This window comes from Olivibacter ginsenosidimutans (genome assembly GCF_039542865.1).
GTDB classification, from domain to species: domain Bacteria; phylum Bacteroidota; class Bacteroidia; order Sphingobacteriales; family Sphingobacteriaceae; genus Olivibacter; species Olivibacter ginsenosidimutans.
In genome coordinates this window covers 519,375-545,763 of sequence record NZ_BAABIQ010000044.1, presented here as the reverse complement: position 1 = coordinate 545,763, position 26,389 = coordinate 519,375, and the positions used below count along the sequence as shown (strand labels likewise).

Genomic DNA, 26,389 nt, shown 5'->3' with positions numbered 1-26,389 from the left:
AATGGCGGGATTACGTAAGATCTGGTCTATCGGATGTTGCCTGCTGCTATTGGCCACAATGGGATTTGCCCAAACGGCCTATTTTGTAGATGGCTTCCATGGGGGAAAGTGGGGTCACTATCCACCGCAATATACGCGCTACCTGGTACAGCAATTGCGGCAGCATCCGGATTGGAAAATGAACGTAGAGATCGAACCAGCTACTTGGGATTGGGTAGCCACGGTGGATCAGGAGGGCTATGCGGCATTTAAAGCTATGGTAGCCGATCCCTCGACTGCCGAGCGTATTGAATATGTCAATCCTGCTTATGGGCAGTCCTATCTCTACAATATATCGGGCGAGAGCATCATTCGGCAATTTGCCTATGGCATGGAAGAATTGCACAAGCATTTTCCCTCCATGACTTTCGATACCTATTCTTCCGAAGAACCTTGCTTCACCAGTGCCTTACCGCAGATTTTACGTGGTTTCGGTTTTAAATATGCTTCACTAAAAAACCCCAACACCTGTTGGGGAGGTTATGTGCGCGCTTATGGTGGGGAAATGCTGGATTGGGTGGGGCCAGACGGCACGGCGATTCCTACCGTTCCACGTTACGCGATGGAGAAACTGAAAGCGGGTTCAACGTGGGAAACCATTGGCAATGCTAATACCAATCATTTTATCCGAACTGCATTTCAAGCAGGTATTGCACATCCGGTAGGGATGTGCCTACAGGATGCAGGTTGGAGAAACGGTCCATGGCTGGGCAAAAATAAGGGCGAGTATCACCCGGTTAGCTATACCACGTGGCGTAACTATTTTGAAGAGGTAAGTACCCGTAGGGATTTGGAAAAATGGCGCCTGTCACAAGAAGATATTCAGGTAAGTTTGGTTTGGGGGGCACAAGTGCTACAGCGCATTGCCCAACACGTGCGCCAAGCCGAAAATAAGATCCTCATGGCCGAAAAATGGGCAGCGATGGATCAGGCATCGTTAGGAATTGCTTTTCCACGTGTTGCCTTAAAAGATGCTTGGTATCCCTTATTATTGGCGCAGCACCATGATTGTTGGATTGTTCCGTATAACAAGGTGGACAGCCTGGATTGGGCAGGGAAGGTGAGGCAATGGACCGCTCATACCATACGGGTTGCTGATTCGGTAATGCAGACTGGAGCATCGGCAAACCAAGGAGAGCATGCTGCCCTAGTGGTGCGTAATGTACTACCTTATGCGCGGGAAGATGTGGTAAGCTATCCGGTAAACCAAATGGATGCGGATACCAGTTTGGTGGTTGTAGACGCTAAGGGCAACGTTTTACCCACTCAATGGAACCGGAACAGGGCGCAGGAGGGATATCAACTCCTGTTTTTAGCACAGGTACCGCCCATGGGGGAGGCAACTTACCAGTTAAAGAAAATGGAGTCTTCGATATCTCCGCTAGCAAAGCTTACGCCAGATGAGCAGGAGTGGAAAGTGGAGACCGATGCTTATACCCTGACCTTGGATGTGAAGCAGGGTGGTGTCATCCGGAGTTTGCGTTCCAAAACAGAGCCAAGCAAAGAGTGGGTAGATACCAGTCAAGGAAAGGGATTTAATGAATTGCGCGGTTTCTTTTACGATCAAAATCGCTTTCGTTCCAGCACGGAAAACCCGGCAAGGATTCAGGTATTGGAAAATGGCCCGGTGCGATTGCGATTAGCCGTTCATGGTAAAATCGCTGAACATCCCTTTACGCAGGAGCTTTCCTTTACCAAAGGGCAAGCGCGCATTGATGTACAGCTGAGTATTGATTGGCAAGGGCAACCCCATATTGGACAGTTTGATGATCAGCATGCGAAAGCTGAATCCCGTAAGAAAGCGTTTTATAATGATAAATACAAGCTTTTGGCCTTATTTCCGACAAATTTAGCGCAGCAGCGTATCGTTAAAAACGCACCGTTTGATGTTACGGAAAGTAAGCTTTCCAATACTTTTTTTTCGAGCTGGGACAGTATTAAAAATAATATCTTGCTGGATTGGGTAGAGGTGAATAGTGATAAGGAGCATATCGGACTTGCTTTGATGAGCGATCATACAACAACCTATGCACATGGGGAAGGAGAGCCACTGGCTTTAACCGTACAGTATGCGGGAAAAGGCTTATGGGGGCGTAACTATGACGTAGAAGGGCCTACTCACATGCAGTATAGCCTATTGCTTCATGCCAATGATTGGGCAAAGGCACAGCTTTGGTTTGCACATGATCGGTTAAGCAATCCTCTACTGGTCAATCATAATCGGCGGATCGCTGTAGCCAAGGAAAGCTCGTTGTTGCATTTTACTAAACCGGGTTATCAACTGAGTGCCTTGTACTATTCGGGGGAAGACCTGCTGCTTCGTATTTTCAATGCCGCTGGCGACGATAAACCCCTTACTGTCGATTTAGGGTTCAAGCCTGGACAAGTAACCTCGGAAGATCTGAACGGAAAACCGTTAGCAAATCTGCCCATCAGCGATAAGGCAAAAGGTTGTCAGTTTAGCATACAAATGCCTCGGTTTGGTATACAGACCGTCCGTGTAAAGATGAAAAAATGAGTATATTAACCCGGAATCGAACGGTAGTCGTGTTCAGTTGGACAAGACCGAAGTCGGTCCTCAATAAATTGTTATAATGAACCCGACATGATTGAGATAATCATTAACCAACAGTGCAATGATTATCTCAATCATCAAAGGCTCCATCTGACAACTAAAAATAAAATATAAACAGATGAAAAAAATACCTCTTTTTTTAGTGATTCTCTTAATGGGAGCGATTAACGGAACTTTTGCTCAATTGCTGCAACCCTTTAAGAAGGGCGATCGCGTCGTATTCGCTGGCAACAGTATCACGGAAGCCGGCCTCTATGAAAATTACATTTGGCTCTATTATATCACGCATTTCCCCAAAGAACGCTTACAGGTTTTCAATGGCGGGGTAGGTGGTGATGTAGCCGGACAGATTTATGCTCGTTTATCGAAGGATTTGTTGGCTAAAGATCCGTCTGTATTGGTCGTGACCTTTGGTATGAATGACAGCCGGTACTTTGAATATGGTGATACCACTAAGACGGCACAGGTAACGCAGGATGCGGTAGACACCTCTTACGCCAGCTTTTTAAAAATCGAAAAGGAGTTAAAAGCACATTCCCGTATCCAGAAAATACTCATGACATCATCACCGTATGATGAAACGATGCAGAATAAGGATAATTATTTCAAAGGCAAGAGCCATACCCTTGATCTCATTGCCCGTTTTCAGGAAGAAGCTGCGCAACGTAATGGGTGGGGCTTTGTAGATTTATTGCATCCCATGCTGGACATCACCTATCGTGAACAGCAGCAGAAGCCGGATTTTACCCTCACGGGCCCTGATCGGATCCATCCCGGAAGTGCCGGTCATTTTGTAATGGCCTATTTTTTCCTAAAAGCCCAAGGTCTGGCGGGTAAACCCGTAGCGGATATCGTGATCAATGCGGAGGGGAAATTAAGTCGATCGGAGAATGCCCAAGTAAAACATGTACAGCAAAAAGAAGGCGAAATTAGTTTTGACTATTTGGCGCATTCCTTGCCCTATCCTATAGATACCTTACCACGTGTTTGGCAAAACAACCAAATCCAGAAAGAAGCATTGGATGTTATTCCCTTTACCCAGGAGTTTAATCAAGAGCGGATTACCGTTGAAGGGTTGAAATCGGGCAATTATATCCTAAAGATCGATGGTGAGGAGATGGGAACTTATACGGCTGAAGAATGTGGTAAAGGCATCAACTTAGCCGAGATTACCCATACACCGCAATACCAACAAGCACTACAGCTAATGGACTTGAATAGAAAACACCGGGAGCTAGAAGCGAAGTTCCGGAATTATTATTGGGTGAACTACGATTTTTTACAAGAAAAAGGACTTTTGCTTGCGGATAATGCTGCTGCTATGGATACGATCATGAAACATCAGGAAGATAATGGTTGGCTCAAGGCAAAGACCAATGATTATAAGGAGGTGGTAACGCCATCAACACGGAAGCGGCTGGAGAAAGAGATGCAGGGTTTACGTGACGAAATGTATCGCGTAAACAAACCGAAGAAACATCAAGTTACTTTAACGGCTATTTAATGAAAATGAAGATATATCGCGCTTTATCCCTCGCTTCATATGTATTTTTTGTGCTCCTGTTTAGTGCAGCATGTGAGGGAACGAAGCATACCGAAGCATCGGATATCGTAGATGAGGTTAATCCGTTTATCGGCGCCAGCACCAGTGTTGGCGCCGCTGGGGTATACCACGGCTTGGGAAAAACCATTCCTGGAGCAACCACCCCTTTTGGAATGGTGCAAGTAAGTCCGAATACCATTACCGGTGGAGATAATGGTTCGGGCTATAGTTATGAACATAAAACCATCGAAGGTTTTGCCTTCACCCAGATGAGTGGTATCGGTTGGTATGGCGATTTAGGTAATTTCCTGGTTATGCCTAGCGCAGGGCCGCTGAAAACCAACGCCGGTGTAGAAGGAAAAAGTGATGGCTACCGTAGTTATTATGATAAATCCAGCGAACAGGCATCTGCGGGATATTATGGGGTGCTATTAACCGATCACCATATCAAAGCAGAGATGACGGCTGCACCTCATAGCGGTATGTTGCGATTTACTTTTCCTGAACATGCTACGTCACGGATACAGATTGACTTGGCCCGACGGGTTGGTGGTACTTCTACCCGGCAAGAGGTGCGTGTTTTAGACGAACATAGTATTGGCGGGTGGATGCGCTGTACACCTGATGGTGGTGGCTGGGGTAATGGCGATGGCAAAGCCAATTATACGGTTTATTTTTACGCCGAATTTAGTAAGCCTTTGCAGCATGTCGGTATCTGGCAAGCCGATATTCCGGATACCGCCCATCGAAAGCTGGAAAATGTGACGGCTGATTATTATCAGCAATGGATTGCGCATGCAAAGGTTCAGGATGGATTACGGGAAGCAACCGGTAAGCATACAGGTTTTTATACCACCTTTGCCACAACAGATCAGGAGCAAGTATTGATGAAAGTGGGTATCTCTTTCGTGGATGAAGCGGGAGCGAAAAAGAATTTGAAGGCGGAGATCAAAGACTGGGATTTTGACCGTACGCATGAACAGGCACGTCAATTATGGTCGGATGCGCTGCGTAAAATGCAAATAACGGGAGGTACAGCCGAGCAACGAAAAGTATTTTATACGGCACTCTACCGAACAATGCTTGATCCACGCACGTTGCAGGATGTAGATGGTCGATATCCCGGTGGTGATGCTAAAATCCATCAGGCAGAAAATGGACATACCCGACGTACGATTTTTAGCGGGTGGGATGTATTCCGGAGTCAGATACCGCTACAGACCTTAATTAATCCACAGGTCGTAAGCGACCTGCTACAATCATTAACGGATCTTGCCGCCGAGAAAAAACAACCCTACTTTGAACGTTGGGAAATGATGAATGCCTATTCCGGCTGTATGATAGGCAATCCTGCCGTGAACGTTCTTGCGGAAGCCTATTCCAAGGGTATTCGGAATTACCCGATAGACCGAGCTTATCAATTGGCTGTAGGTTCTTTAGCGAAGTTTGGAAATGATAGTTTAGGCTATACACCTGGTAATTTAGGAATTTCCTTGACCTTGGAATATGCCTATAACGATTGGTGTTTGAGTACCTTGGCCCAACAATTAGGGAAAAAGGACGATGCAGCACGTTATGCGCAACAGGCGTCTGCCTATCGAAATTTGTTTGATTCAACTAAGGGCTGGTTCCGACCGAAAGACGAACAGGGCCAGTGGTTAGCATGGCCCACAGCAGGTAGGGAAAAGGAGTGGTATGGCACGATAGAATGTAATCCGTATCAGCAAGGATGGTTTGTGCCACATGATATTTCCGGATTGGCAACGCTTTTAGGAGGAAAGGAACGAATGCTGCAAGACTTGACCTCTTTTTTTGAAAAAACACCTGAAGATTTTCACTGGAATGCCTTTTATAACCATGCCAATGAACCGGTACATCATGCCGCCTTTCTATTCAACCGTTTAGGAAAACCTGCTTTAACGCAACAGTGGACACGAAAAATATGTACACAAGCGTATCACAACGCGGTGGAAAAGGGTTTGGTAGGGAATGAAGATGTCGGGCAGATGTCTGCTTGGTATGTCTTGGCTGCAAGCGGTATCCATCCGATAGCTGCTGCCGATGGGCGCTATGAGATCACGAGTCCGCTTTTCGATAAAGTTGACATTCGTTTGGATAGCGCATATGCTGCTGGAAAAACGTTTACCATTGTCGCCGAAAACAATTCACCTGAGCATGTCTATATCCAGTCCATCCAACTCAACGGTAAGCCTTATCATAAGAGTTATCTGCTGCATACGGATGTGATTAAAGGGGGTGAGTTACGCTTAGAAATGGGGAATACACCGGTGAATACCTTAGAGACAGATTAATTGCTTCAGGCAGTGAGGTCAAATTTGCATCGGCTTTAATAGCAGCAGCTAGTACATGGCAATCATCAGAATCGGGTAATATCAGGTTTGGTATGAGGCCTTCGTAATTCATAACTAGTGCGTCCGGAAAAGCCTTATTGGGACCATTCATTCTTTTGATAGTTTCTTCTTCAGAAACACCTTTTCGGAGCATCATACATTTCCACTCTTCAAAGATATGAACGCTCCACTTAAGAGTATATAGATCATAATGCAATGGATAAAGCAAGGGTATGACCGGAAAAGGTGATGAATGAAGGATTAAGGAAATCAGCGATTAAGGGAATACGTTTGCTGTGGGGTTCCGGAGGTGGGTGAATGCCTGAAGTGAGGTACGAACGAAAGGCGTGAACCGACCGGAGGAATAACAAGAACACTGTTTAAAGCCTTCTTAGCATGTACTTTATCGCAAATTTATTTTAAAATATTTTTTTTGATTTCGATATGTGGTAAATTTGCATGAATGAGCGCTATAAAGGATATATTACGAATCCTGCCCAAACATTTATTTTGTGATGTCGATCCAAAGAATTTAGATATTCAGGATGACAGTGATTTTATTATCCCCAGGGCTCTAATTGCTACAACTGCTGAAACATTTGCTAAAGATATCCAGCCCTTGGAGAAGTTATATAGCAAAGTTCAGATCTTTAAGGAATTGCAAAGCACAAAAGAACGTATAAGTAATGAGGTGTGTAAACTTGTTGCTCGTCGTTATCATGTGAAGCAGTTTTTACGTTATCAATAACATCGTTGTACCCTAGTTTTCGCCCCCCTATGTAGACATTACTAATAGAGAATAGGTTGTTTATAACAATTTGAATTCAAGGCGTTGTGCGCCGCTTCTGATATGTTAAGTAAACTCAATGGAAAATCTTACGATAAGTAAACTGGTTAACAAGGAAGTTAACTAATTATTTACCAATAATTTATATTTATGTATATTTAATGAGAAACCGGACGATCTTGCTTTGAAGAGCAGACTACCTTAATTTAAGACCGTTCTTTTTCAATCGGATACGATTATTAGCCACATCAATGTAGCTATCTATGATTTCAATATTATACTTATTTAGTTGTAAAACCAAGTTTTTGATAGTCTCCTTATCGCTATCGAGCATTTTCGCTCCAAGTATTATACCCACTAGACTCTTTGGATCAAAAGGTTTTGACCTATTCTTAGTGCTTTTTTCAAAAGTCGTCCGTTCACGAATCTCCTGCTCATATTTCCAAGTTATAGTCCTAGATATATTCTCAAATCTAACCAAAAACCTCTATATTAGCCAATAATTGTCAAGTCAAATTTCAAACAACAAAATCATGATTGGAGAAAAGATTCGGGAATTGCGTGAGACGAACAATATCTTGATCCGGCAGCTTGCTGCTCAGCTAGATATAGACACGGCTTTGTTGAGCAAGATGGAACGGGGTGACCGTTTTTTCAGGAAAGAGGATCTCACAAAAATTGCAGGCATCTTCCAGGTTTCCGAACAGGAACTGTTGACCTTGTGGCTAGCGGATCGGATACTTAAAACAGTGGAAACGGAATCCCATCAAAAGGAAGCGTTGGAATTGGCATTGAAAAGGATTAAATAACCTAAATAGAATAGCGAAATGAGTGTAGATAAATTAGACATGCAATCACCGGATTTGGTGAATCGGAATATAGAAAAATTGGCTGAATTGTTTCCGAACTGTGTGACGGAAAGTGATACAGGAAAATCTGACCGGACAGCTGACGACCTTTTAGCACAAGTTATGCTCGACTGGGGACTTCCATTGAGCTTGAAAATCCAACGATTGGAAATTGCAGGAAAAGAAGTGTTTCGTGTTGCTGAAAACTCCCTGTACGCATGTTTTGACAAAGGCATTGATGAAGCTTTTGCCAAAGAAATCGCGAAAGACCAACCTTTGCGTGTAGTCTTTAGAGACAATGAATTTAAGGATGATACGGCAAAGGTAAATGTCAAGCAATTGCTAAAGCAGTTGAGTCCGGAGACTGAAATGAAGGTGATCTAATGAAAAGTGCAGCAGAATTAATTCAACAGCTCAATCACACCGATGAGTGTAATTGGATAGAAGCTAAGCGCGGAAGCGCTATCGATCGATCCATATTGGAAAGCGTATGTGGCTTCTCCAATGAACCGGGTTTGGGAGGTGGTTACATTTTGCTTGGTGTGGAACAGGAAGAGTTATCCTTATTTCCTACTTACTATGCTTCGGGTATAGAGCAGTCAGACAAAATACAGCTGGATTTAAGCACGCAGTGTGCATCGATGTTCAATCAGCCTATACGGCCCACTATACAGGTCGAATCTGTAAACGGAAGAAACGTCATCGTTGCGTACGTATCTGAACTTCCAGATGGACAAAAGCCGGCATATTTTCGGAATGAGAATTTGCCGCAGGGGGCGTACCGTCGTATAGGTTCTTCAGATCAACGCTGTACAGACGATGATCTGTTTGTATTCTTTAATAAAGAAGATAGTTTTGATAGTACTTTGGTAAGCGGTTCTTCTCTCGACGATATTAGTGAAGAAGCTCTAGCGTTATATAGACAGCTTCGTAGTAAGGTAAATTCTTTTGCGGAAGAACTGCAGTACAATGATGAAGATTTACTCTATTCATTAGGGTGTATCCGAAAAGAAAAAGGAGAAATCCAATTGACGTATGCCGGATTATTGCTCTTTGGAAAACGCATAGCACATCGCCGACTTTTGCCTATGGTGCGGGTAGATTATGTACGTGTACCGGGCAATGAATGGATGGAAGATCCTGAGAATAGGTTTACGACAATTGATATGCGAGGATCCTTGTTGGAAATGGTGCAACGTGTGTTTAGTCAGATTACGGATGATTTGCCTAAAGGTTTTGTGTTGCCAGAAGGCGAACTCCAGGCCGAAAGTATTGGATTGCCCACCCGTGTCCTTCGCGAGGCTATTGTTAATGCGTTAATCCATAGAACTTACCGCGAAAATCAGCCTATTCAGATTATTCGCTATGGAAATCGGATCGAGATTAAAAATCCGGGCTTTTCGCTAAAACCAGAAGATCATTTGGGAGAACCTGGTTCAAAGAGTCGGAACCCGTTTATTGCAGCTGTATTTCACGAGACTAACTTGGCAGAGACCAAAGGTTCGGGTGTACGTACGATGAGAGCTTTGATGGAAAAAGCTAATCTTTTACCGCCTACATTTGAAAGTGATCATGGACGAAACCAGTTTACGGTACGTTTACTTCTTCATCATTTCTTAGGTACTGATGATGTTCAATGGTTGTCCACTTTTGAAATTTATGGTTTGAATGAAGATCAGAAACGTGCTTTGATCTTCACCCGAGAAGTGGGTGCTATAGATAATTCTTCGTATCGACAGCTTAATGGTGTAGATATTCTCAAAGCCAGTAGTGATCTTAGGGATATGCGTCTAAAAGAATTACTAGATCAAAAAGGTAAAGGTAGAGCTACCTATTATGTTGTTGGGACAAACTTTGTTAGCGGAGATGAAGCAGAAGATAGTAAACCACCTGTGAGCGTTAGTACACCAGTTGATGATCTTAATCTTAAGACACCACCTCAAGACCTTAGTGCACCACCTCAAAGCCTTAGTGCACCACCTCAAAGCCTTAGTGCACCAGTTACTATTGATTATAAAGCGGTGGCAGCAAAGATTGGAGAGCAAACGCTAAAAAAAATAAATAAACTACCAAAAAGAACATCAGATCCACTTATTATAGAAGATGTGATAGTAGATATATGTGAAAAAAGCTATTTCAAAGCATCTGAATTTGCTCTTCTTTTAGGGCGGAGCGAGGATTATGTAAAGCGTAAATTTCTAACGCCAATGATCAATAGTAAAAAACTACTTTACAAATTTCCGGACATGATCAATCATCCTGAACAGGCCTATATTAAAGCTAAGACTGATAAAAAATGAAATTACAATTTAAAGAACAGGACTTTCAGATTCAGGCGGTCAAAGCAGTGGTCGATTGTTTTCAAGGGCAACCATTGAAAACCAATCGTTCCTTTTTGTCATATACTAAATTGATTTCTTTAAATTGAATTTAAGCACCAGTGCCGGCAAGGGTATAAAAGATACGACAAAGTCTGCGAATGGATGGGATAAAATCCTGCCAAAATTCGGCAAGGGCGAAAAAATTTTGGCAGGATTTTACCCCCTTTTTTGGTGTTTTAATCTGTTCTGAAAGGGATAACTATTGTTCTTTACTATTTAAAGGGCGTTTTTTTGTTGGGATTTACCTTTTTTGAGTCAGACCCAATTTTCGAACAAAAGTGTTTTGTTCGATGACGAAAGTGAATAGTCATCGGGAAAAGGTAATTCGTCATCGAGCTGTTTTGCTCCCTACGATGACAAAAGTATCGCATAGTTTGAACACAATATTCAGGTCAAGCGCACCTAACATGCGGTTGATTGTTGATACTTAAAGAAGGTTTTTATTATACTTTCTTTTTCCGCAAAAGAAAGGTAACCAAAGAACTTAGTGGAGCGTTCTCATGAGTGCTTTTAAAAATAAACCACAACACGAATAAAACTCTTCGCTTCAAAATTTACAGGAACGCTAGTGCATCCCACTACAAGATGTAAATTTTGGAGGCGAATGGATTCGAAAGTCAACTGCAAGTGCTTTAAACCATGCGTGTTACCCTGTTTTATTTCAATAGTACAGGTGTATTGGCTTCCGGATTTAACAAACTGAATATATGTGTAATACAAATTTTGTCATGTACTTAATGCAAGCAATTTAATAAGAAAGTAGAGTTGAATTTGAAGCTTAAGAAGGCTGAGAGACAGCTTGATAAGCTATTTGACAATTCAATATAAACAAGCCGCCAATCCAATCCGAATCGGCGGCTTTTAATCTTAATCCTCATCCAAACTAATGATAAGCAATTTATTCATCGTTGTAACCTTAACTCGTTGATCGGGACTAAAACCTAATTTTTCGAGCCAATGCCCACTTAGTCTGATAACAGGAACTGTTGTCTGACTGAATTGGTTAAATCTGATGAATGGTTGGATTTTTAAGCTTCTAACCTCCGGTTGTCTGCTTAATTTCTTCTTGGATGTACGCATAATTTTTTGAAGATTTTAAGGTAGCCTGACAGTGCTGCGTACATCCAAGAAATATTGAAATGTGCAGGACTTGCACCTGCTCTCTGCCAGGCATATTGTTAAACATTGAAGTTTTTATCTTGATATTTCTTATGTACGCATTACAAACATAAGCATTATTCTTTAAATTAATTACCCATTCCTTCAACTTTTAGGACTATTTAAATAGACTCAATGGATTTTTTGACGTCTTTTAAGAGTAATTGGCGGTATCGCCAGCGAATCTTTACTTCCTCTTACCCTTCACTTCTTTATCAAAGCCTATCACGTTAACCATTTCGTATCCTTCCTCTAAATTCAAACTTAGATAAATTGCCTTTTATATGCAATATAATCGCGTGGTATATAAAAGCAATTTATCGGTCTCTCCTCTGCCATCGAGAACTTATTTATAGAGGAAATATAACATCTCTCCCTTTAGTTAGAAAGGGATCTTTTTGTATCCAACCGTTTGCTATGCAAATCAGGATGATCTTCTTGAAATTTTTGATGTACCTAACCGTGGTATTATTTCCGCATACGCTTTGGGCACGGAGATAAAATCGTAATCGGTTATAAATCGGTGGTCTATTTTGTTTAGTGCGATATCGTTGACTCCGTATTGATACTGAATGAATTTTTTGGTATGTTGTAGGGAAGTTTGATACCGTTGCCCGTGCATAGATGTGTAGTGTGATAGTACTATTTATAAGGTTCTGATCACTAGTGTCCGGTTTAAAAATTAAAGATATTTAGTTGTTTATATATATCGTTCTTTGAAATTTGAAATTGTTTATCATTAAGTAACTCTGTGATTGGTGTCCTGTCGAACAGCGATACACTTAAAACCTGTAGAACTTCGTATAAACTTTGTTCTATCCTGAGTTTTTTTCTGACAATAGCTACGATCAGGTATGCGGATAACGCTATCCAGAGCTGGGTTTTGACTGCATTTTCGCTTTCTCCCCAGAAAACTTTGATCCTCAGGTGCTGCTTGATCCATTTAAAGGAGAGTTCTATTTTCCAGCGTTGTCTGTAGAGCCCGGCAATCATCCCGGCATCCAGTTCCATATGGTTGGTCAATAACAGAACGGTTTTCCCTGTATCGGGATCTCTGCTCCTGATATATCTTAGCGGTTGCGGATATGCCTTTTTTGAATAGTAATTCTTAAAATGTACGATATTGTCCATCAGGATATCCCTTTCCACTGCAGCGCTCTCCAATGTGGCCAGCTTCAGGTTGGTTCTTGCCCGGATAACAAAAAAGGCCTTCTGCCGGTCGATACGGAAAAGCTGTGCCAGGTCAAAATAGGCCCTGTCCATAATGTAAAAGGCCGCTGGCCTGAAATTAATTTCCGGAAGAATCTTCATGTCATGCACCTTACCGCTTGTGATGGCAACCAGCTCCGGAAGGGCGTGCTGTACATCCAGCAGGGTATGCAGCTTCAGGCCTGCAGTTGTCGACCGGTAATGTGCCCATTGGTACACTTCCACACAGAGACGGATCAATGTTGAATCCAGGGCATAGACGCTGCCCTGCAGTTCCCTGCCAATTTCCGGCTCATTAATGTAAAGGGCTTTGGCATCCTGCATGAGCTGGGCGGCGAAATCGGCATAGATACGCCAGTCCCTATGCCTGTTGGCATCGGATAAGGTAGAGCGGCTCACCTGTTTTTTAAAACCAAGATGGTAGAGCTTCTTGCCCTGGGCATTTAGGCATAGAACGATGTCCCGCAAACTTTCCCGGTGCGTAAGCTGACCAAAGGCCAGACACAGAAACTGTTGCCAGCACGTAAAGTTCCGAGAACGGTAATTGCCCTTATAACGCTCCACACATTTGTTGAACACATATTTGGAAGCATAATCCATCAATTGCGAATAAACATATTTGCCCTGGTTCATTAACTTGCTTTTAGTTCAATGTGCAAGTTAACAGCAATTTCAAATCAAAAAATCAAAGAACGACTATAAATCATTGTATATTAAATAGTTATATTAAAAACTTTTTTCTTAACCGGACACTAGTGAGGTTCTGATCGTAAATATCTTGATGGGTGCTGAAAGCATAGAAAGAATACTCGGAGCATATCATCACTAAATTCTATAAAATTGAAAAAAATTGCTTGTTTTGTGTAAATTAACAAGCCTATTTAGCTGACTGATTGATTTTGCTTCGTTATGTGTTTTTCCAGATTTTTGATGTGGACGATAGTATGGACTGGTGGTATCTTGCTGCTCGTGAACGTGGCCTATGGGCAAAATTATTGGTTTAAACGTTACGATAATCGAGATGGCCTTTCGTTCAATAATATCAATTGCAGTGTGCAGGATAATAAAGGCTTTTTGTGGTTTGGCACATGGGATGGCTTAAATCGCTTTGATGGGCATGAGTTCAAAATTTTTCGGACGGACGATAAGCAGGAGAAAGCTATTGGCAATAATTTTGTCAGTGCGCTCTATGTGGGCAATACAGACACCTTATGGGTGGGCACACACAATGGCCTATGGAAGTATGATGCTACTGACGAAACATTCACCCGATTAAATTTCACTTTCACCAAGTGGATAGCTGGTATTACAGATGACCATCAGGGCAATTTGTGGATGATCTGTAATGATCAACTCGTGAAATACAATTTAAAATCCGGAGCCTATCATTTTTTTGATCAATATTACTGTATCTCATTGATGACGGCGCCAAACGGTGATATATGGGTTGGTACCAATCGTGGATATATATTACGCTATGATGCACAAACCAATCTGCGCACAAGCTTCTCCGTTCCCGGCACAACAACCCAAGCGGCACCCGCGCGCATTACTAAATTATTCTTCGTAAATCAGGAGATGATGCTTGTCGGTACAGAGCATAATGGACTAAAGCGCTTTGAACAGAACACCGGAAATTTTAGTGACGTATTTCTGCAGAGCCCAGACCATACCACTATTAGCGTAACCGATATCCTCCAATCGGGGGCTAGCGAATATTGGATAAGCACTACGAAAGGCATTTATGTGTATGATCTTAAGTCGGGTAAAAAAAAGTTGCTGAGTCGAAACGATAAAGATCCCAACAGTTTGTCAGATAACAACATCAAAGACCTGCAGATAGATCGGGAAGGGGGAATCTGGGTAGGTTGTAAGTATAGTGGCATCAATTATTTCAATAAAAAGAATGGATGGTTTACCTTATACGCCACGGAAGATGTTATAGATGGTCAACAAGTTGTGGGACAGGTGGCGCCTGACGAAGACGGTGGGATATGGGCAGCTACAGAAAATGATGGTTTATTTTTTCTCGATACGAACGATAACGTGCTCCGGCGTAGGCTTAAGGCTTTTAACAGTGTTTCGGGGCTTTTTGCTGATGGGGATAAACTTTGGTTCGGTTCGGGTAGGGGTACCGTGGTCGTTGCCAACCGCCATAGTGGCAACGTGATCCATCAATACAACACCCTCGGACTATCTGAAGGCATTGGCACGGGGACAGTGAATTGTTTTAGCAAAACCGCGAATGGTATGCTAATCGGTACAACTGATGGTATGCTCTTTTTAGACGCAAAGACAGAACGGATTAGTGTGGTGAGTGGTATCCCCAGGGTAGTCGTATCGTCCCTATTTAGGGATCATGCCGGTGGTATTTGGGTTGGGACCTATTTTTCCGGTCTCTATTATATTGATCCAAAGACGATGTCCGGTGTCTCGCTACCGATCGACTTTGCCGAAGGTGGAAAGTTTAATAATACCGTGACGAGTATTATGGAAGACGGTGATCATCGGATGTGGTTCTCTACGGAGGGGAGAGGGGTAGTAAGGTATGAACCAAAGCAACAGCAAGTAACTTTCCTTACAACCGATGATGGCTTGCCGAGTAACAATACCTTTAAAATACTACGATCGAACAATTGGCTATGGATATCTACCGCCGCTGGCTTATGTAAACTGGATAGTAAAAGTGGTGCCATCCAAATTTTTAATCGATCAAATGGATTACCCATTGATCAATTTGCGGGTAACTCTGGTTACATTACGAAGGATGGCATCATTTATTTTGGATCGACGCAAGGTCTTGTGGGATTCCACTCCGCTATGATCGCTGAAGAGGTGATCCATCCTCCGCTATTTATAACGGGGATACAGGTAGACAATCTTGAACTGCCGATAGGATCCCAAGCGGCATTGAAAAAATCGATCGTGGAAACCAAAACACTTACCTTACCCTATGATAGTGCATCGTTAAGTATTGACTTTGCTGCACTATCCTACCGGTCACCCGAGCTCACGCAATATAGCTATCGCTTGGAAGGTTTGGAGTCTGGGTGGACGAAGTTGAAAACCAACCGACGAGTATACTTTACCAAGCTCCCGCCAGGCGAATATACCTTCCAAGTAAAGGCTGCAACGATCGTTGGAAGATGGGGCCGGGAGCAGCAACTAAAACTCATCATCACGCCACCTTGGTGGTTAAGTTCGCAAGCCTATTTCTTGTACGTATTGTTTGGTTGTTCCGTCGTTTTAGTTGCCTTTCGTTATTACCAGAAAAGAATACAAGAAAAGCATGAGCGGATGTATAGCATGCTTAACCATCAGAAAGATAAAGAGATTTACGAGGCTAAAATAGACTTTTTTACCAATATAGCCCATGAGATACGGACACCGCTTACGCTCATTATGGCACCATTGGAAAAAATTGAACAAGCCGATAAGCTGGAAGAAGCCAAGTATAATGCCAATATCATGCATAAAAATGCTGATCGTTTGGTAAAATTAACGAATCAGCTCCTTGATTTCCGAAAGGTGGAGCAGCGAGAGCTCAAACTCAACTTTGTTAAAACGGATGTCCGCCAACTGCTTGTGGAGAATTTTGACCGATTCAAATTGAGTGCAGAGATGCAGGGAATAGCGTATCAACTCACTACAGACCATCAGCCCCTATATGCCTATGTGGATCCGGAAGCGTTGACGAAGATCATTGTTAATTTATTAAAAAATGCCTTGAAGTACGGAGAACAGGTTGTAACCGTGAACCTAGCCACTGAAAAGGAAAAAAGCGTTGAAATCACGGTACGTAATGATGGCCCCCTTATTCCGGAGCCCTTAAAAGAAAAAATATTTGAACCTTTTTATCGCTTAAAAACCAAGCAGCATACGGAAGGTACCGGAATTGGATTGGCACTTTCCCGTTCACTGGCGGCATTTCATCACGGATCCTTGGAGGCGAGTACGGCAGCTTCGCATAATGTCTTTACCCTAACCTTACCCATACATCAGGAAATTGAATTTGACTTGGATTATTTTCAGGAAGATTTGACCCAGGAAACGGAAGTCCGTACAACTACCGAAGCCAAGAAGCATATTTTGATCGTTGAAGACAATAAAGAAATCATGCGTTTCCTGTTCCAGGAACTGCGTAATGATTATCACGTACACACCGCAGGAATGGGCGTTGAAGCCTTGGATGTATTGCATCGGAAAGACATCAACTTAATCATCAGTGATGTGATGATGCCCGAAATGGATGGTTTTGAGCTTTGCAACAGGGTCAAAAGTGACATTAACTTCAGCCATATTCCCGTTATTTTACTGACCGCAAAAAGCAGTGTGGACGCAAAGATTGAGGGGTTGGAGTTAGGCGCGGATGCGTATATTGAAAAGCCGTTTTCACCCATGCACGTAAAAGCCCAAATCAATAGCTTGCTGCTCAATCGGGCCAAAATTATGCATCATTTTGCTATTTCTCCTGCAGCCGAAATTACCACTATTGCTCCTTCAAAGGCAGATGATATTTTATTGAACAAACTCAATGCTATTATTCTGGAGAACCTTGAAAATGTAGACTTAGATGTTGATGGCCTAGCATCAATGCTCCATATGAGCCGGCGTAATTTGTATCGAAAAATCAAAGCGGTATCGGGCATTTCTCCACAGGAAATGATTATCCTTATCCGACTCAAAAAAGCGGCTGAACTGTTGCGATCAGAAGATCTGAAAATATACGAAATAGCCATGCAAACCGGATTTAAATCACCCGACACGTTCACCCGGAATTTCATTAAACAATTCGGTGTTTTACCCACAGAATATGCTAAAAAAGGGTCTTAAACCTAAAAAAGGCACAAATCCTCGGAAGATTGGCACGTTCTCACGTAGCAGTTTTTGCTTCTAGCGCTACCTTTGATGGTTATAACTGACGGGGTATTATCCCATAAATCTTTTATAACCAAAGGTGATTTTATGAGACCTATTAACCACGAAACCAATTCATGCACTGCGACCGTAATTTCTGCTGTCAGAAACGAATCGGAGATGTTGCATAGCGTAGCTGAGGGAGATACTGATGCTTTTGAATGGTTGTTCCATACCTACCACGATTATCTAGGAGCTGTGGTCTATCAGCTGACTTCATCGCGTGTTTTGGCAGAGGAAATTACGCAGGAGACCTTTATGGAGGTTTGGCTCAGACGGAAATCTTTGCGCCATATTAAATCATTTAAAGACTTTGTATTTGTTGTAGCAAAGAATAGGATGTTAAATGCCCTGCGAAAGATGGCCAACGAACAGCGGATTCATCAGCGATGGATAGAAAGCATAGACAGGTACCAGCCTGCAGAAATAGCTGATGATCTTTTTGAGCAATATACACGTCTGATGGATGAAGCAATCAGTAAACTGCCTACTCAGCAACAAAAGGTATTCCGCATGAACAAGATTGCCCGATTGAAGCAACGTGAAATCGCAAGTATGTTGAACATCTCTGTGGAGACTGTGAAAAAACATATGAAATTGGCTTTTAAGTCGATCAGGGAGTATTGCAGCCATAGGCCAATTGATCAAACGGTATAGTTGGCTATTTTTTTGTCAACGATTACCCCTTTTTATAAAGCGAAGTGTCTTTATTTTAATACGTAATACCAATAATATACCATTATTTAACCAAAATCTAAGTATGAAGCGTGTTTTTATACCACCACTTTTTTCGGGTATACTCCTGATTGTATGCATGTCCTGCGGTAAGCAGGGCTTTTTGGACCAAACAGTTACATCAGATTTAACAGAAGATCTGGTCTTTTCAGACAGCTTGTATACGGTCCAGTTCTTGAACGATATTTACGTGGATATCGGCTTTTCTGAACATGCCAATCGCTTTGAAAACGGCGGTTTGGACGCGGCGTGCGATGAGTCACGGCCGCAGCAATCGACCGATGTGACAACCACCGTGCTCTTTTCCTCGGGTACCATTACCGCCTCCAGTATTGCTACAGACGCATGGCTAAAACCCTATGCCAACATTCGCAAGGTGAACCAGTTATTGAAACATTTGCCACAAGCACCCATTGAGGCCCATCAAAAAGAACTCATGGCCGCCGAAGCGCGTTTCTTGCGTGCCTGGTATTATTTTATTCTACTCAAGCACTATGGTGGCATTCCGCTGGTGGGCGATACGGTCTATGCGTTTACCGATCATATCCCTGCGAAGCGAAACACTTATGCCGAATGTGTCGATTATATTGTGGGCGAATGCGATGCGGTGCGCAATGTACTTCCGTATAAACAGATTAGGGGTGAGTATGGGCGTGCAGGCGGGGCATCATGTGATGCCTTAAAAGCACGAACCTTATTATATGCCGCCAGTCCACTGTACAATCGCAGCAACAGCAACCCCTTGCTCGGGTATACCTCGGCAGATCCCGAACGCTGGAAAAAAGCAGCAGATGCTGCCCAACGGATCATCACCTCAGGGCAATACGCCTTGTATGAAGAAAATAATAATCCACCCGGGTATAGCTTTTTTTATGTATTCACGCTGCGTGAAAATCCGGAATATATCGTTGCCCGCATGCAGGGTGGTAACAAAGAATTAGAAGAAATTTGGCAACCCCCTTCACGAGGTGCAGCGAAGGGCGGTTTCCCGTATCAGGAAACCGTAGATGCTTTTGGCATGCAGAATGGTAAGGCTATTGACGAGGACGGAAGTGGATACGATCCGCAGAATCCCTATGCAGGGCGCGATCCGCGATTGGCCTATAGCTTTATTAAAGATCAGACCGTCATTGCGAACAACCAAGGAGCTATGGCACCTGTAAATATTTACCTGACTGCAAATGGTCAGCCATCTAGTCAGGATGCCATCTATTCCGGAACGCCTACCGGTTATTACACCAATAAGATGCTAAATCCGGAACACGCCGCCAATTTTATCCATGGTGGGCAACGTTGCTTTCCCTTGATTCGCTATGCGGAAGTATTGTTGAATTACGCCGAAGCCCTCAACGAATACAGCGGCCCTGGTACCGAAGTCTATCAAGCAATGGAAGCCGTACGAAAACGGGCTGGTTTAAATCCCTATCAATTGCCGGAAGGCCTTTCACAAGCGGAAATGCGGGAACGCATCCGGAACGAACGGCGGGTAGAACTCGCATTCGAAGGTCATCGTTTCTGGGATGTGCGTCGGTGGATGTTAGGCGATACCCAAAACCAGCAAATGCATGGAATGGAGGTCAGACGAGGAAACGGACAAGTAACCTATAAAGTTGTCGTGGTAGATAAGCACAACTTCAGGCCGGAGATGTATTATTGGCCGATCCCCATGAGTGAAGTGGGAAAATCGCCCGAATTGGAACAAAACCCGGGTTATTAATAAAATTTACCAAAAACCAATATAATTATGATGAGCAAAATACCTAATCTTCCAAGGTTTTTCATAAAGCCTATGATATGCTTGCTGCTTGGGCTCAATATGCTGTATTCCTGTAAAACGGACGAAATCGCTACGGTTGAATCCGTCAAGCAAATACAAGGAAGTTGGCAGATTACCAAAGCAACCCGGAATGGTACCGACATCACGGAAAAATTTGATTTTTCCCCTTTCCGAATCACGTTCCAAGCAGATGGTAATTACCAGATAGAACATGCCTTACCATTTATAGTGGCTAAAGACGGCGCTTATGCTTTAGACGATCCGCAGTACCCCTTTCAAATCAAATTTAAAGAAGCCGAAACTAACCGGGAAGTCGGTTCCAGTTTTGACTACCCGATTGTAGGGGGAACACGGAATCTATCCCTCACCTTCAGTGCGGGCTGTAGTAGCAATACCTATGTGTATACCTTGGTAAAAACAATCGATCAGTGACCACCTAATTGATGAAAAATTCATGAATACAACCAAGATAAAACGAACCTTATCCTTTCGATGGGCGATAGGATGTGCGCTTATTGCCCTCATTGCGGGCTGTGTGTATCTGGATGGGGTAGAACAACCCGGTTCGGTAAAGGCAGGTGAAGCCTTGGAAGCGGCATTGCATGCCCATGTGGACGTAGCGGAAGACCGACAGAACGTACGATTTGTAATAGCCGTTTTGGCACCCCGCAGTTGGAACGCGGCGCAAAACATGCAGATGAGTTATGTGTCGCAAGACTTTGGCTCCGGAACGCTGGTACAGGTGCCTGTAGGTGTCAAGGCGCCTAACTCAGGCAATAACCTGGATTGGTCTCCGGCCCTGAAAAACAAGTTTGGTATTGGCCCGAACCTGATTGACGATATGGAGTGGGTGGTGTTTTGGACCAAAGAGCAGTACACGCTGCATAATGGTGATAAGCCGAAGATCGATGCCCAGATCTCCATCAAAAGCGGCATGCAGAACGTGAAGTTTAAAGTAGGCTATTTCATAGGGTCGAGCATTGACGGTTTGGACGATTATCTGGGTGGGCCTGGAGCGAAATATAAAACCTGGTTTTCCGACTGCTTTGAGGTGACCGACGGCGAAGGCGACGTAGTGGATTTTTGTAATCCACCGCAGACATTCGTTGACCCTTATCGCTCAACGGATAATGATATACTGACTTTGACCTATGATCGGGATATCTTACCCGGCCCGTTGGGTGAAGAGATTTACCTCTGTGCAACGGCGGAGTTGGCAGACGGCAAAACAAAGACCGTATGCGAGGTGTCGTCAGCAAACCGTTTGAAAGCCGTAACCGGTGCAAAGGGGAGGTTTGAAATGACCTTTTGGCCAAGACAGTATTTTGGTTTACAGGAGGGAGAAGTGATGGAGCGGTTTATCTATTATTTTACCGATCAGACCGGGAATATCAAGGTAGGCTATGCCAATACCGAAGAACCATTTGTATACACCTTTACATGCGATTAACTTTTATTTAACGATAAACAGATGAAGAAATTTTTAGTTGCTCTTTTCTTAGGGGGTATGCTCTTTCCCTTGCGTTGGGCAAGCGGGCAGGAAACCGATAGTCTGGAGGTACTTTATGATCGGGCACCGGTAAAAACATTTTTGGGGGCGCGTACTACCTTGGTGTCTGATCAGCTGACCACCACCCCGGCTACAGGTTATTTACCTGCCCTTACCGGACGTATGTCCGGTTTTTATACCCAGCAAAATCAAGGGTTCAGAGTAATGAATACGGCCGTCAACTATAACGTCGACGCCTTTTTGGGAAACCGGCCGATTGCGGGTGCCGGTGTGCCCAGTGAAAATACCGAATACAATATCAGTTTGCGCAAACAATCGCCCATTGTGGTCATTGATGGCATACAACGCGACATTTTTTCCATTGATCCGGAGAATATCGAGTCGATTACGGTGTTAAAGGATGCCCTATCGACTATTGCACTGGGGCAACGGAGTTCGCGTGGCGTTTTATTGATTACAACCAAAAAACCACAAGCGGGTAAAACACGCATTTCGTTCACCGCACAGGCAGCCTTGCAGGAACCCTTGAACTTACCCAAGCCCTTGCCTGCTCATCAATTTGCTTACTTATTAAACGAGGCCCTGACCAATGGGGGCAATCAGCCTGCCTATACCGAAGAACAATTTGAGTTGTTTCGGACCGGTACAGATCCGTTGCGTTATCCGAACACCGACTGGTACGATCAGGTATTGCGAAAAACGGCGCCGCTGATGCGCTACAATTTGTCGGCCAACGGGGGCGGAAAAACGGCGCAGTATGCCATTGCTTTGAATTATACGGATCAACTCGGATTGTTTAAAGAATCGCCTGAGGTGGCCTATAATACCAACAGTTCGTTGAAGCGCTATAGCCTGAATACCAATGTGAACATTCGCATTACCGATCGCTTTACGCTCGGTATGCAAATCATGGGACGGATACAAGATGGAAACGAACCGGGAGTGGGTACACAAAATTTATTGGAAACCTTAAAGAAAACACCTAATGGTGTTTACCCGATCAAGAATGCAAATGGTAGCTGGGGGTCCACGAGTTATTTCAAAGACAATCTCTTGGCTTTAACCACGAATTCCGGTTATCGGCAGGACCATCTCAAAGATGTGATGGCCAATGTCGATTTGCGTTACGACTTAAATGATTGGGTGAAAGGTTTGTCGGTCAAGGCTACAACGAACGTAGCCGTACAATCGCTTACCGGAATTGTGCGTGAACGGAAGGAACCGACCTACCAAATGGTTGTCGGTTCCGCAGGAGATACTTCCTACAATATCATGGCGAACGCGGTGGCGCAAAATAATGATTTCAATACGGTTTTCAATGCGCGTTATTGGTTCGGTCAGGTGTCGGTTAATTATGAACGGGATTGGGCGGAACATCATTTTCAGGCCAGTTTGATGGGCGACCAGCGCCGGACGCTCTTTAATTATGACTTACCCGCGGTAGCGACCAACCTCACGGGAAAGCTCTCTTACGATTATCAGGGAAAATATATGGCGCAAGCGGCCTTGAATACGAGCGGTTTCAACCGATATCGTCCGGGATATCAATATGGGCTCTTTTATGCCTTCGGACTGGGCTGGAATATCAAAAAGGAGCCTTTTCTACAAGATGGCGCCTCTTGGTTAGATGAGTTGAAGCTTCGGGGAACCTTTGGTAAGACCGGGAATGGGGTAGACAATTCGGGATATTATGAGTATCGCGCTACGTTTATGGCCACTGATGGTCGCATCGGCAGTGGTGTGTACAGTGCCGGCACGGAACGCTCTGAGCTGCGTGGTTATTGGGAGAACACTTATTTACCGAATGTCCGTACGTGGGAGGGAGCCTATAAGTTGAATGTGGGCTTCGATGCGGCGTTTTTCGGTAATCGACTGCAATGGGTTGCGGATGCCTATTACGATCGTTATTTCGACCTTTTACAAACGCGCGGAAAGAGTATTGAGATGATCGGTATTGCCTATCCGGCCGAAAATATCGGTAAAACGAATATAAAAGGATTGGAATCGACCTGGACGTATCAGCAGCAGTTGGGGGATGTCGGTTATTTTGCATCAGCCAATTTGACGGTTGAACAAAGCAAAGTGGTGTTTTTTGATGAGCAACAACAACGCTACCCTTGGCAAGAGGTTACAGGCCTTCCTATGGGCGTGCGGATGGGGTATATTGCCGATGGTCTGCTTCAATCCATGGAAGAAATCGAAAATGGAGCATCCACTGTTGGCTATGATGCGCAACCCGGAGATATCAAATACCGCGACCTCAATGAAGATGGGGTGATCGATCAATTTGATCGGACGTTGATCTCCTCGACCAAACCGTTGATCTATTATGGCTTCACCTTAGGATTCCGTTGGAAAGGTTTGGAATGCAGTGCCTTGCTACAGGGCGTAACCAACCGTGAACTGTATTTGAATGACCGGGCTATCCATGGCGGGTTTCTTGGCTTCGGTGGCTATGAACAAGCGTATGAACCCATCCTGGATCGATGGACACCTGAAACCGCTGCTACCGCTACGTATCCACGTCTCACTATTGGGAACTCCCATAACTATGCCGAGTCTTCTTTCTGGATTCGGTCGGGCAATTATTTCCGGCTTAAAAATGTACAGGTTGCCTACAGTTTTCCGGCCTCATTTACGGAAAAGCTTAGACTGAACGGATTAAAACTATTTGCCAATGCTTTGAATGTAAGTACATGGTCGGCGTACAAGGGGCAGGATCCGGAAGTACCAACTGGTGCTTATCCACTACAACGGGTATTTAATGTGGGCGTTAACGTAAATCTATAAAATCAGGACGGATGAGAACAAAAGAAATGATTAAACGGTATATGCGGTTTTCCATCGTGTTGATGGGAATGGCCATCGCCATGCTATCCTGCAAAAAGGATTATGAAGCGGAACCGCTGGAGAATGTGACCATTGAATATGTATTTGACCCCAATGATTCGCTGGGGACCAACGCTTTGCGGTTTTTGAATTCGATGTATGCGGATATGTTTCCGAAAAGTGTTTCGCGGAACCGGGTCGATGGTAATTTGTTGGATGCGGCCAGTGACGATGCCATCTCTTCGAACATTGAAGATAATGAAGCCAGTCGGCTGGCAAAAGGCCAATATAGTGCTTACGATCGGGTAAACTCGGATATGATCTGGGGCGATTGTTACAAGAATATCCGTGCGGCTAATGTCTTTATCAACCATATCGATGTGGTGCAGGTTAACGACAGTAAATTTGATCCGTTGCCAAGCGGATTAACCGTAAAGCGCACTTGGAAAGCGGAAGCGCGCTTTTTGCGTGCATTGGCCTATTTTGAGTTATTAAAGCGATACGGTGGTATTACCTTGATGGGCGATCGGGTGTTGGAACTCGGTGAAGATGTGGAGCTACCACGCGATACCTATGAAGCCTGTGTGGATTATATTGTACAAGAGATGGATGCCATTCAGGATAGCCTGTTGGCCTACCCCGTACCCAGTCCGTCGCGCAACAGTCATCGCGTAACGAAAGGTGCTGCCATGGCCTTAAAGGCACGGATATTATTATATGCGGCCAGTCCGCTGGCGAACGGTGAAAATATCGACGGCAGTAATCCGTTGACCGGATATCCTTCTTTTGATGCCGAACGGTGGGCGCGTGCTGCTGAAGCGGCCAAAGCAATCATCGATCTCCAGACCTACGCATTGGAAGAAAACGCAAAAGAAATATTCACCCGCCAATACAATAAAGAAATTATCTTTTTCAAGCAATGGGGCAACAATAAGGACATCGAAAATGCCAATGGGCCCTTTGGGTTTGGTACCCAGATTGGTGGAGAGGGCAGAACGAGTCCGACACAGGAGTTTGTGGAGGCTTTTCCTATGAATACAGGAGAGCCAATCAACACATCGGGCAATTATGATCCTAATAATCCTTATACCAATCGGGATCCGCGGTTAGCCATGAATGTGCTGTATAATGGAGCCACCTGGTTACGTACGCCCTTGCAGACGTTTGATGGCGGGAGAAACAAACCGGGTGGAACGGAACTGCAAACCCGTACCAGTTATTACATGCGAAAGTTTATGGGCGATTTTGAAGAAGCCTCCCAATATAGTGAGGTGCAACGCGATTATATTCTTTTCCGCTACACGGAAGTGATCTTGAACTATATCGAAGCCCTGAATGAATACAGCGGCCCGGTACAAGCGGTATACGACCAACTTCAGGCACTTCGGCAGCGCGCAGGCATTTTGGCCGGTGATGACGGGCATTATGGTATTCCGACCAATTTGAGCAAAGAGCAGATGCGTGATTTAATCCGCAATGAAAGGCGGTTGGAGCTCGCTTTTGAGGAACACCGCTACTGGGATATCCGGCGCTGGAAGCTGGCCGGGGAGGTCATGGGTAAACCCTTGCATGGCATGCAGATCACTCAATCGGCCGGCATGTTAACGTACAACCGGGTAGAAGTATTCGAACCGGGATTTACGTCCAACATGTATTTCTATCCTATACCGGATAGTGAGGTGTTGAAGAATACCCATATGAAACAGAATCCCGGTTGGAATTAATGGAAA

Annotated in this window: 17 protein-coding genes; 14 read left to right on the top strand and 3 right to left on the bottom strand. The window is 44.0% G+C overall.

Translation table 11 applies throughout. The annotated features are described in order from the left end of the window. Nucleotide 1 precedes the first annotated feature (1 nt). From ABD930_RS21700 to ABD930_RS21670, 7 genes are all read left to right on the top strand, one after another. Nucleotides 2–2,557, top strand: a complete 2,556-nt coding sequence (locus tag ABD930_RS21700; RefSeq protein ID WP_345235382.1) for a glycoside hydrolase family 38 C-terminal domain-containing protein — start codon at nt 2–4, stop codon at nt 2,555–2,557. Nucleotides 2,558–2,732: 175 nt separating this feature from the next. Further along, nucleotides 2,733–4,118 (top strand): SGNH/GDSL hydrolase family protein, encoded by a 1,386-nt coding sequence (locus ABD930_RS21695; protein WP_345235380.1) that lies wholly within the window; start codon nt 2,733–2,735, stop codon nt 4,116–4,118. Further along, the gene (locus ABD930_RS21690) at nt 4,118–6,469 is read left to right on the top strand and encodes a GH92 family glycosyl hydrolase (RefSeq protein WP_345235378.1); all 2,352 of its coding nucleotides are present in this window, start codon (nt 4,118–4,120) and stop codon (nt 6,467–6,469) included. Before ABD930_RS21695 ends, ABD930_RS21690 begins: the two co-directional genes overlap by 1 nt. A 502-nt stretch (nt 6,470–6,971) precedes the next feature. After that, a complete protein-coding gene (locus ABD930_RS21685) occupies nt 6,972–7,256 on the top strand; it encodes a DUF6922 domain-containing protein (RefSeq protein WP_345235376.1) in 285 nt (94 codons plus the stop codon). A gap of 572 nt (nt 7,257–7,828) precedes the next feature. Next, nucleotides 7,829–8,104 carry a helix-turn-helix domain-containing protein gene (locus ABD930_RS21680; RefSeq protein WP_345235374.1) on the top strand — a complete coding sequence of 92 codons (276 nt, stop codon included), beginning with the start codon at nt 7,829–7,831 and terminating at the stop codon, nt 8,102–8,104. Between the two features lie 18 nt (nt 8,105–8,122). Beyond that, complete coding sequence (locus tag ABD930_RS21675; RefSeq protein ID WP_345235372.1) at nt 8,123–8,527, top strand: hypothetical protein; 405 nt, start codon at nt 8,123–8,125, stop codon at nt 8,525–8,527. Further along, nucleotides 8,527–10,443: an ATP-binding protein gene (locus ABD930_RS21670; RefSeq protein ID WP_345235370.1), complete on the top strand. Its 1,917-nt coding sequence runs from the start codon at nt 8,527–8,529 to the stop codon at nt 10,441–10,443. The genes ABD930_RS21675 and ABD930_RS21670 overlap by 1 nt, the downstream gene beginning before the upstream one ends. A gap of 948 nt (nt 10,444–11,391) precedes the next feature. Here the strand turns inward: ABD930_RS21670 and ABD930_RS21665 are convergent. From ABD930_RS21665 to ABD930_RS21660, 3 genes are all read right to left on the bottom strand, one after another. After that, on the bottom strand, nt 11,392–11,604 hold the full coding sequence (locus tag ABD930_RS21665) for a SymE family type I addiction module toxin (RefSeq protein WP_345235367.1): 213 nt from the start codon (nt 11,602–11,604) through the stop codon (nt 11,392–11,394). A 428-nt stretch (nt 11,605–12,032) separates the two neighbouring features. Beyond that, the gene (locus tag ABD930_RS21950) at nt 12,033–12,203 is read right to left on the bottom strand and encodes a phage integrase SAM-like domain-containing protein (RefSeq protein WP_486348637.1); all 171 of its coding nucleotides are present in this window, start codon (nt 12,201–12,203) and stop codon (nt 12,033–12,035) included. A gap of 154 nt (nt 12,204–12,357) precedes the next feature. Next, nucleotides 12,358–13,524 (bottom strand): IS4 family transposase, encoded by a 1,167-nt coding sequence (locus ABD930_RS21660; protein ID WP_345235365.1) that lies wholly within the window; start codon nt 13,522–13,524, stop codon nt 12,358–12,360. A 297-nt stretch (nt 13,525–13,821) separates the two neighbouring features. Here ABD930_RS21660 and ABD930_RS21655 point away from each other — a divergent pair, with 297 nt between their 5' ends. From ABD930_RS21655 to ABD930_RS21625, 7 genes are all read left to right on the top strand, one after another. Next, nucleotides 13,822–17,724, top strand: a complete 3,903-nt coding sequence (locus tag ABD930_RS21655) for a hybrid sensor histidine kinase/response regulator transcription factor (protein WP_345235363.1) — start codon at nt 13,822–13,824, stop codon at nt 17,722–17,724. A gap of 132 nt (nt 17,725–17,856) precedes the next feature. Continuing rightward, on the top strand, nt 17,857–18,465 hold the full coding sequence (locus tag ABD930_RS21650; RefSeq protein WP_345235361.1) for an RNA polymerase sigma-70 factor: 609 nt from the start codon (nt 17,857–17,859) through the stop codon (nt 18,463–18,465). A 103-nt stretch (nt 18,466–18,568) separates the two neighbouring features. Further along, a complete protein-coding gene (locus tag ABD930_RS21645; RefSeq protein WP_345235360.1) occupies nt 18,569–20,260 on the top strand; it encodes a RagB/SusD family nutrient uptake outer membrane protein in 1,692 nt (563 codons plus the stop codon). A gap of 27 nt (nt 20,261–20,287) precedes the next feature. Then, complete coding sequence (locus ABD930_RS21640) at nt 20,288–20,752, top strand: DUF5004 domain-containing protein (RefSeq protein WP_345235358.1); 465 nt, start codon at nt 20,288–20,290, stop codon at nt 20,750–20,752. 22 nt (nt 20,753–20,774) lie between these two features. After that, the gene (locus tag ABD930_RS21635) at nt 20,775–21,770 is read left to right on the top strand and encodes a DUF4961 domain-containing protein (protein WP_345235356.1); all 996 of its coding nucleotides are present in this window, start codon (nt 20,775–20,777) and stop codon (nt 21,768–21,770) included. Nucleotides 21,771–21,791: 21 nt separating this feature from the next. After that, complete coding sequence (locus tag ABD930_RS21630) at nt 21,792–24,620, top strand: SusC/RagA family TonB-linked outer membrane protein (protein WP_345235354.1); 2,829 nt, start codon at nt 21,792–21,794, stop codon at nt 24,618–24,620. Nucleotides 24,621–24,631: 11 nt separating this feature from the next. Then, nucleotides 24,632–26,383, top strand: coding sequence for a RagB/SusD family nutrient uptake outer membrane protein (locus ABD930_RS21625; RefSeq protein ID WP_345235352.1), 1,752 nt, complete (start codon nt 24,632–24,634; stop codon nt 26,381–26,383). The last annotated feature ends 6 nt before the right edge of the window (nt 26,384–26,389 follow it).

Excerpts from the sequence above, each read along its gene's own strand:
- ABD930_RS21700 (WP_345235382.1), top strand. The coding sequence starts at position 2 with ATGGCGGGATTACGTAAGATCTGGTCTATCGGATGTTGCCTGCTGCTA.
- ABD930_RS21695 (WP_345235380.1), top strand. The coding sequence starts at position 2,733 with ATGAAAAAAATACCTCTTTTTTTAGTGATTCTCTTAATGGGAGCGATT.
- ABD930_RS21690 (WP_345235378.1), top strand. The coding sequence starts at position 4,118 with ATGAAAATGAAGATATATCGCGCTTTATCCCTCGCTTCATATGTATTT.
- ABD930_RS21685 (WP_345235376.1), top strand. The coding sequence starts at position 6,972 with ATGAGCGCTATAAAGGATATATTACGAATCCTGCCCAAACATTTATTT.
- ABD930_RS21680 (WP_345235374.1), top strand. The coding sequence starts at position 7,829 with ATGATTGGAGAAAAGATTCGGGAATTGCGTGAGACGAACAATATCTTG.
- ABD930_RS21675 (WP_345235372.1), top strand. The coding sequence starts at position 8,123 with ATGAGTGTAGATAAATTAGACATGCAATCACCGGATTTGGTGAATCGG.
- ABD930_RS21670 (WP_345235370.1), top strand. The coding sequence starts at position 8,527 with ATGAAAAGTGCAGCAGAATTAATTCAACAGCTCAATCACACCGATGAG.
- ABD930_RS21665 (WP_345235367.1), bottom strand. The coding sequence starts at position 11,604 with ATGCGTACATCCAAGAAGAAATTAAGCAGACAACCGGAGGTTAGAAGC.
- ABD930_RS21660 (WP_345235365.1), bottom strand. The coding sequence starts at position 13,524 with ATGAACCAGGGCAAATATGTTTATTCGCAATTGATGGATTATGCTTCC.
- ABD930_RS21655 (WP_345235363.1), top strand. The coding sequence starts at position 13,822 with ATGTGGACGATAGTATGGACTGGTGGTATCTTGCTGCTCGTGAACGTG.
- ABD930_RS21650 (WP_345235361.1), top strand. The coding sequence starts at position 17,857 with ATGAGACCTATTAACCACGAAACCAATTCATGCACTGCGACCGTAATT.
- ABD930_RS21645 (WP_345235360.1), top strand. The coding sequence starts at position 18,569 with ATGAAGCGTGTTTTTATACCACCACTTTTTTCGGGTATACTCCTGATT.
- ABD930_RS21640 (WP_345235358.1), top strand. The coding sequence starts at position 20,288 with ATGATGAGCAAAATACCTAATCTTCCAAGGTTTTTCATAAAGCCTATG.
- ABD930_RS21635 (WP_345235356.1), top strand. The coding sequence starts at position 20,775 with ATGAATACAACCAAGATAAAACGAACCTTATCCTTTCGATGGGCGATA.
- ABD930_RS21630 (WP_345235354.1), top strand. The coding sequence starts at position 21,792 with ATGAAGAAATTTTTAGTTGCTCTTTTCTTAGGGGGTATGCTCTTTCCC.
- ABD930_RS21625 (WP_345235352.1), top strand. The coding sequence starts at position 24,632 with ATGAGAACAAAAGAAATGATTAAACGGTATATGCGGTTTTCCATCGTG.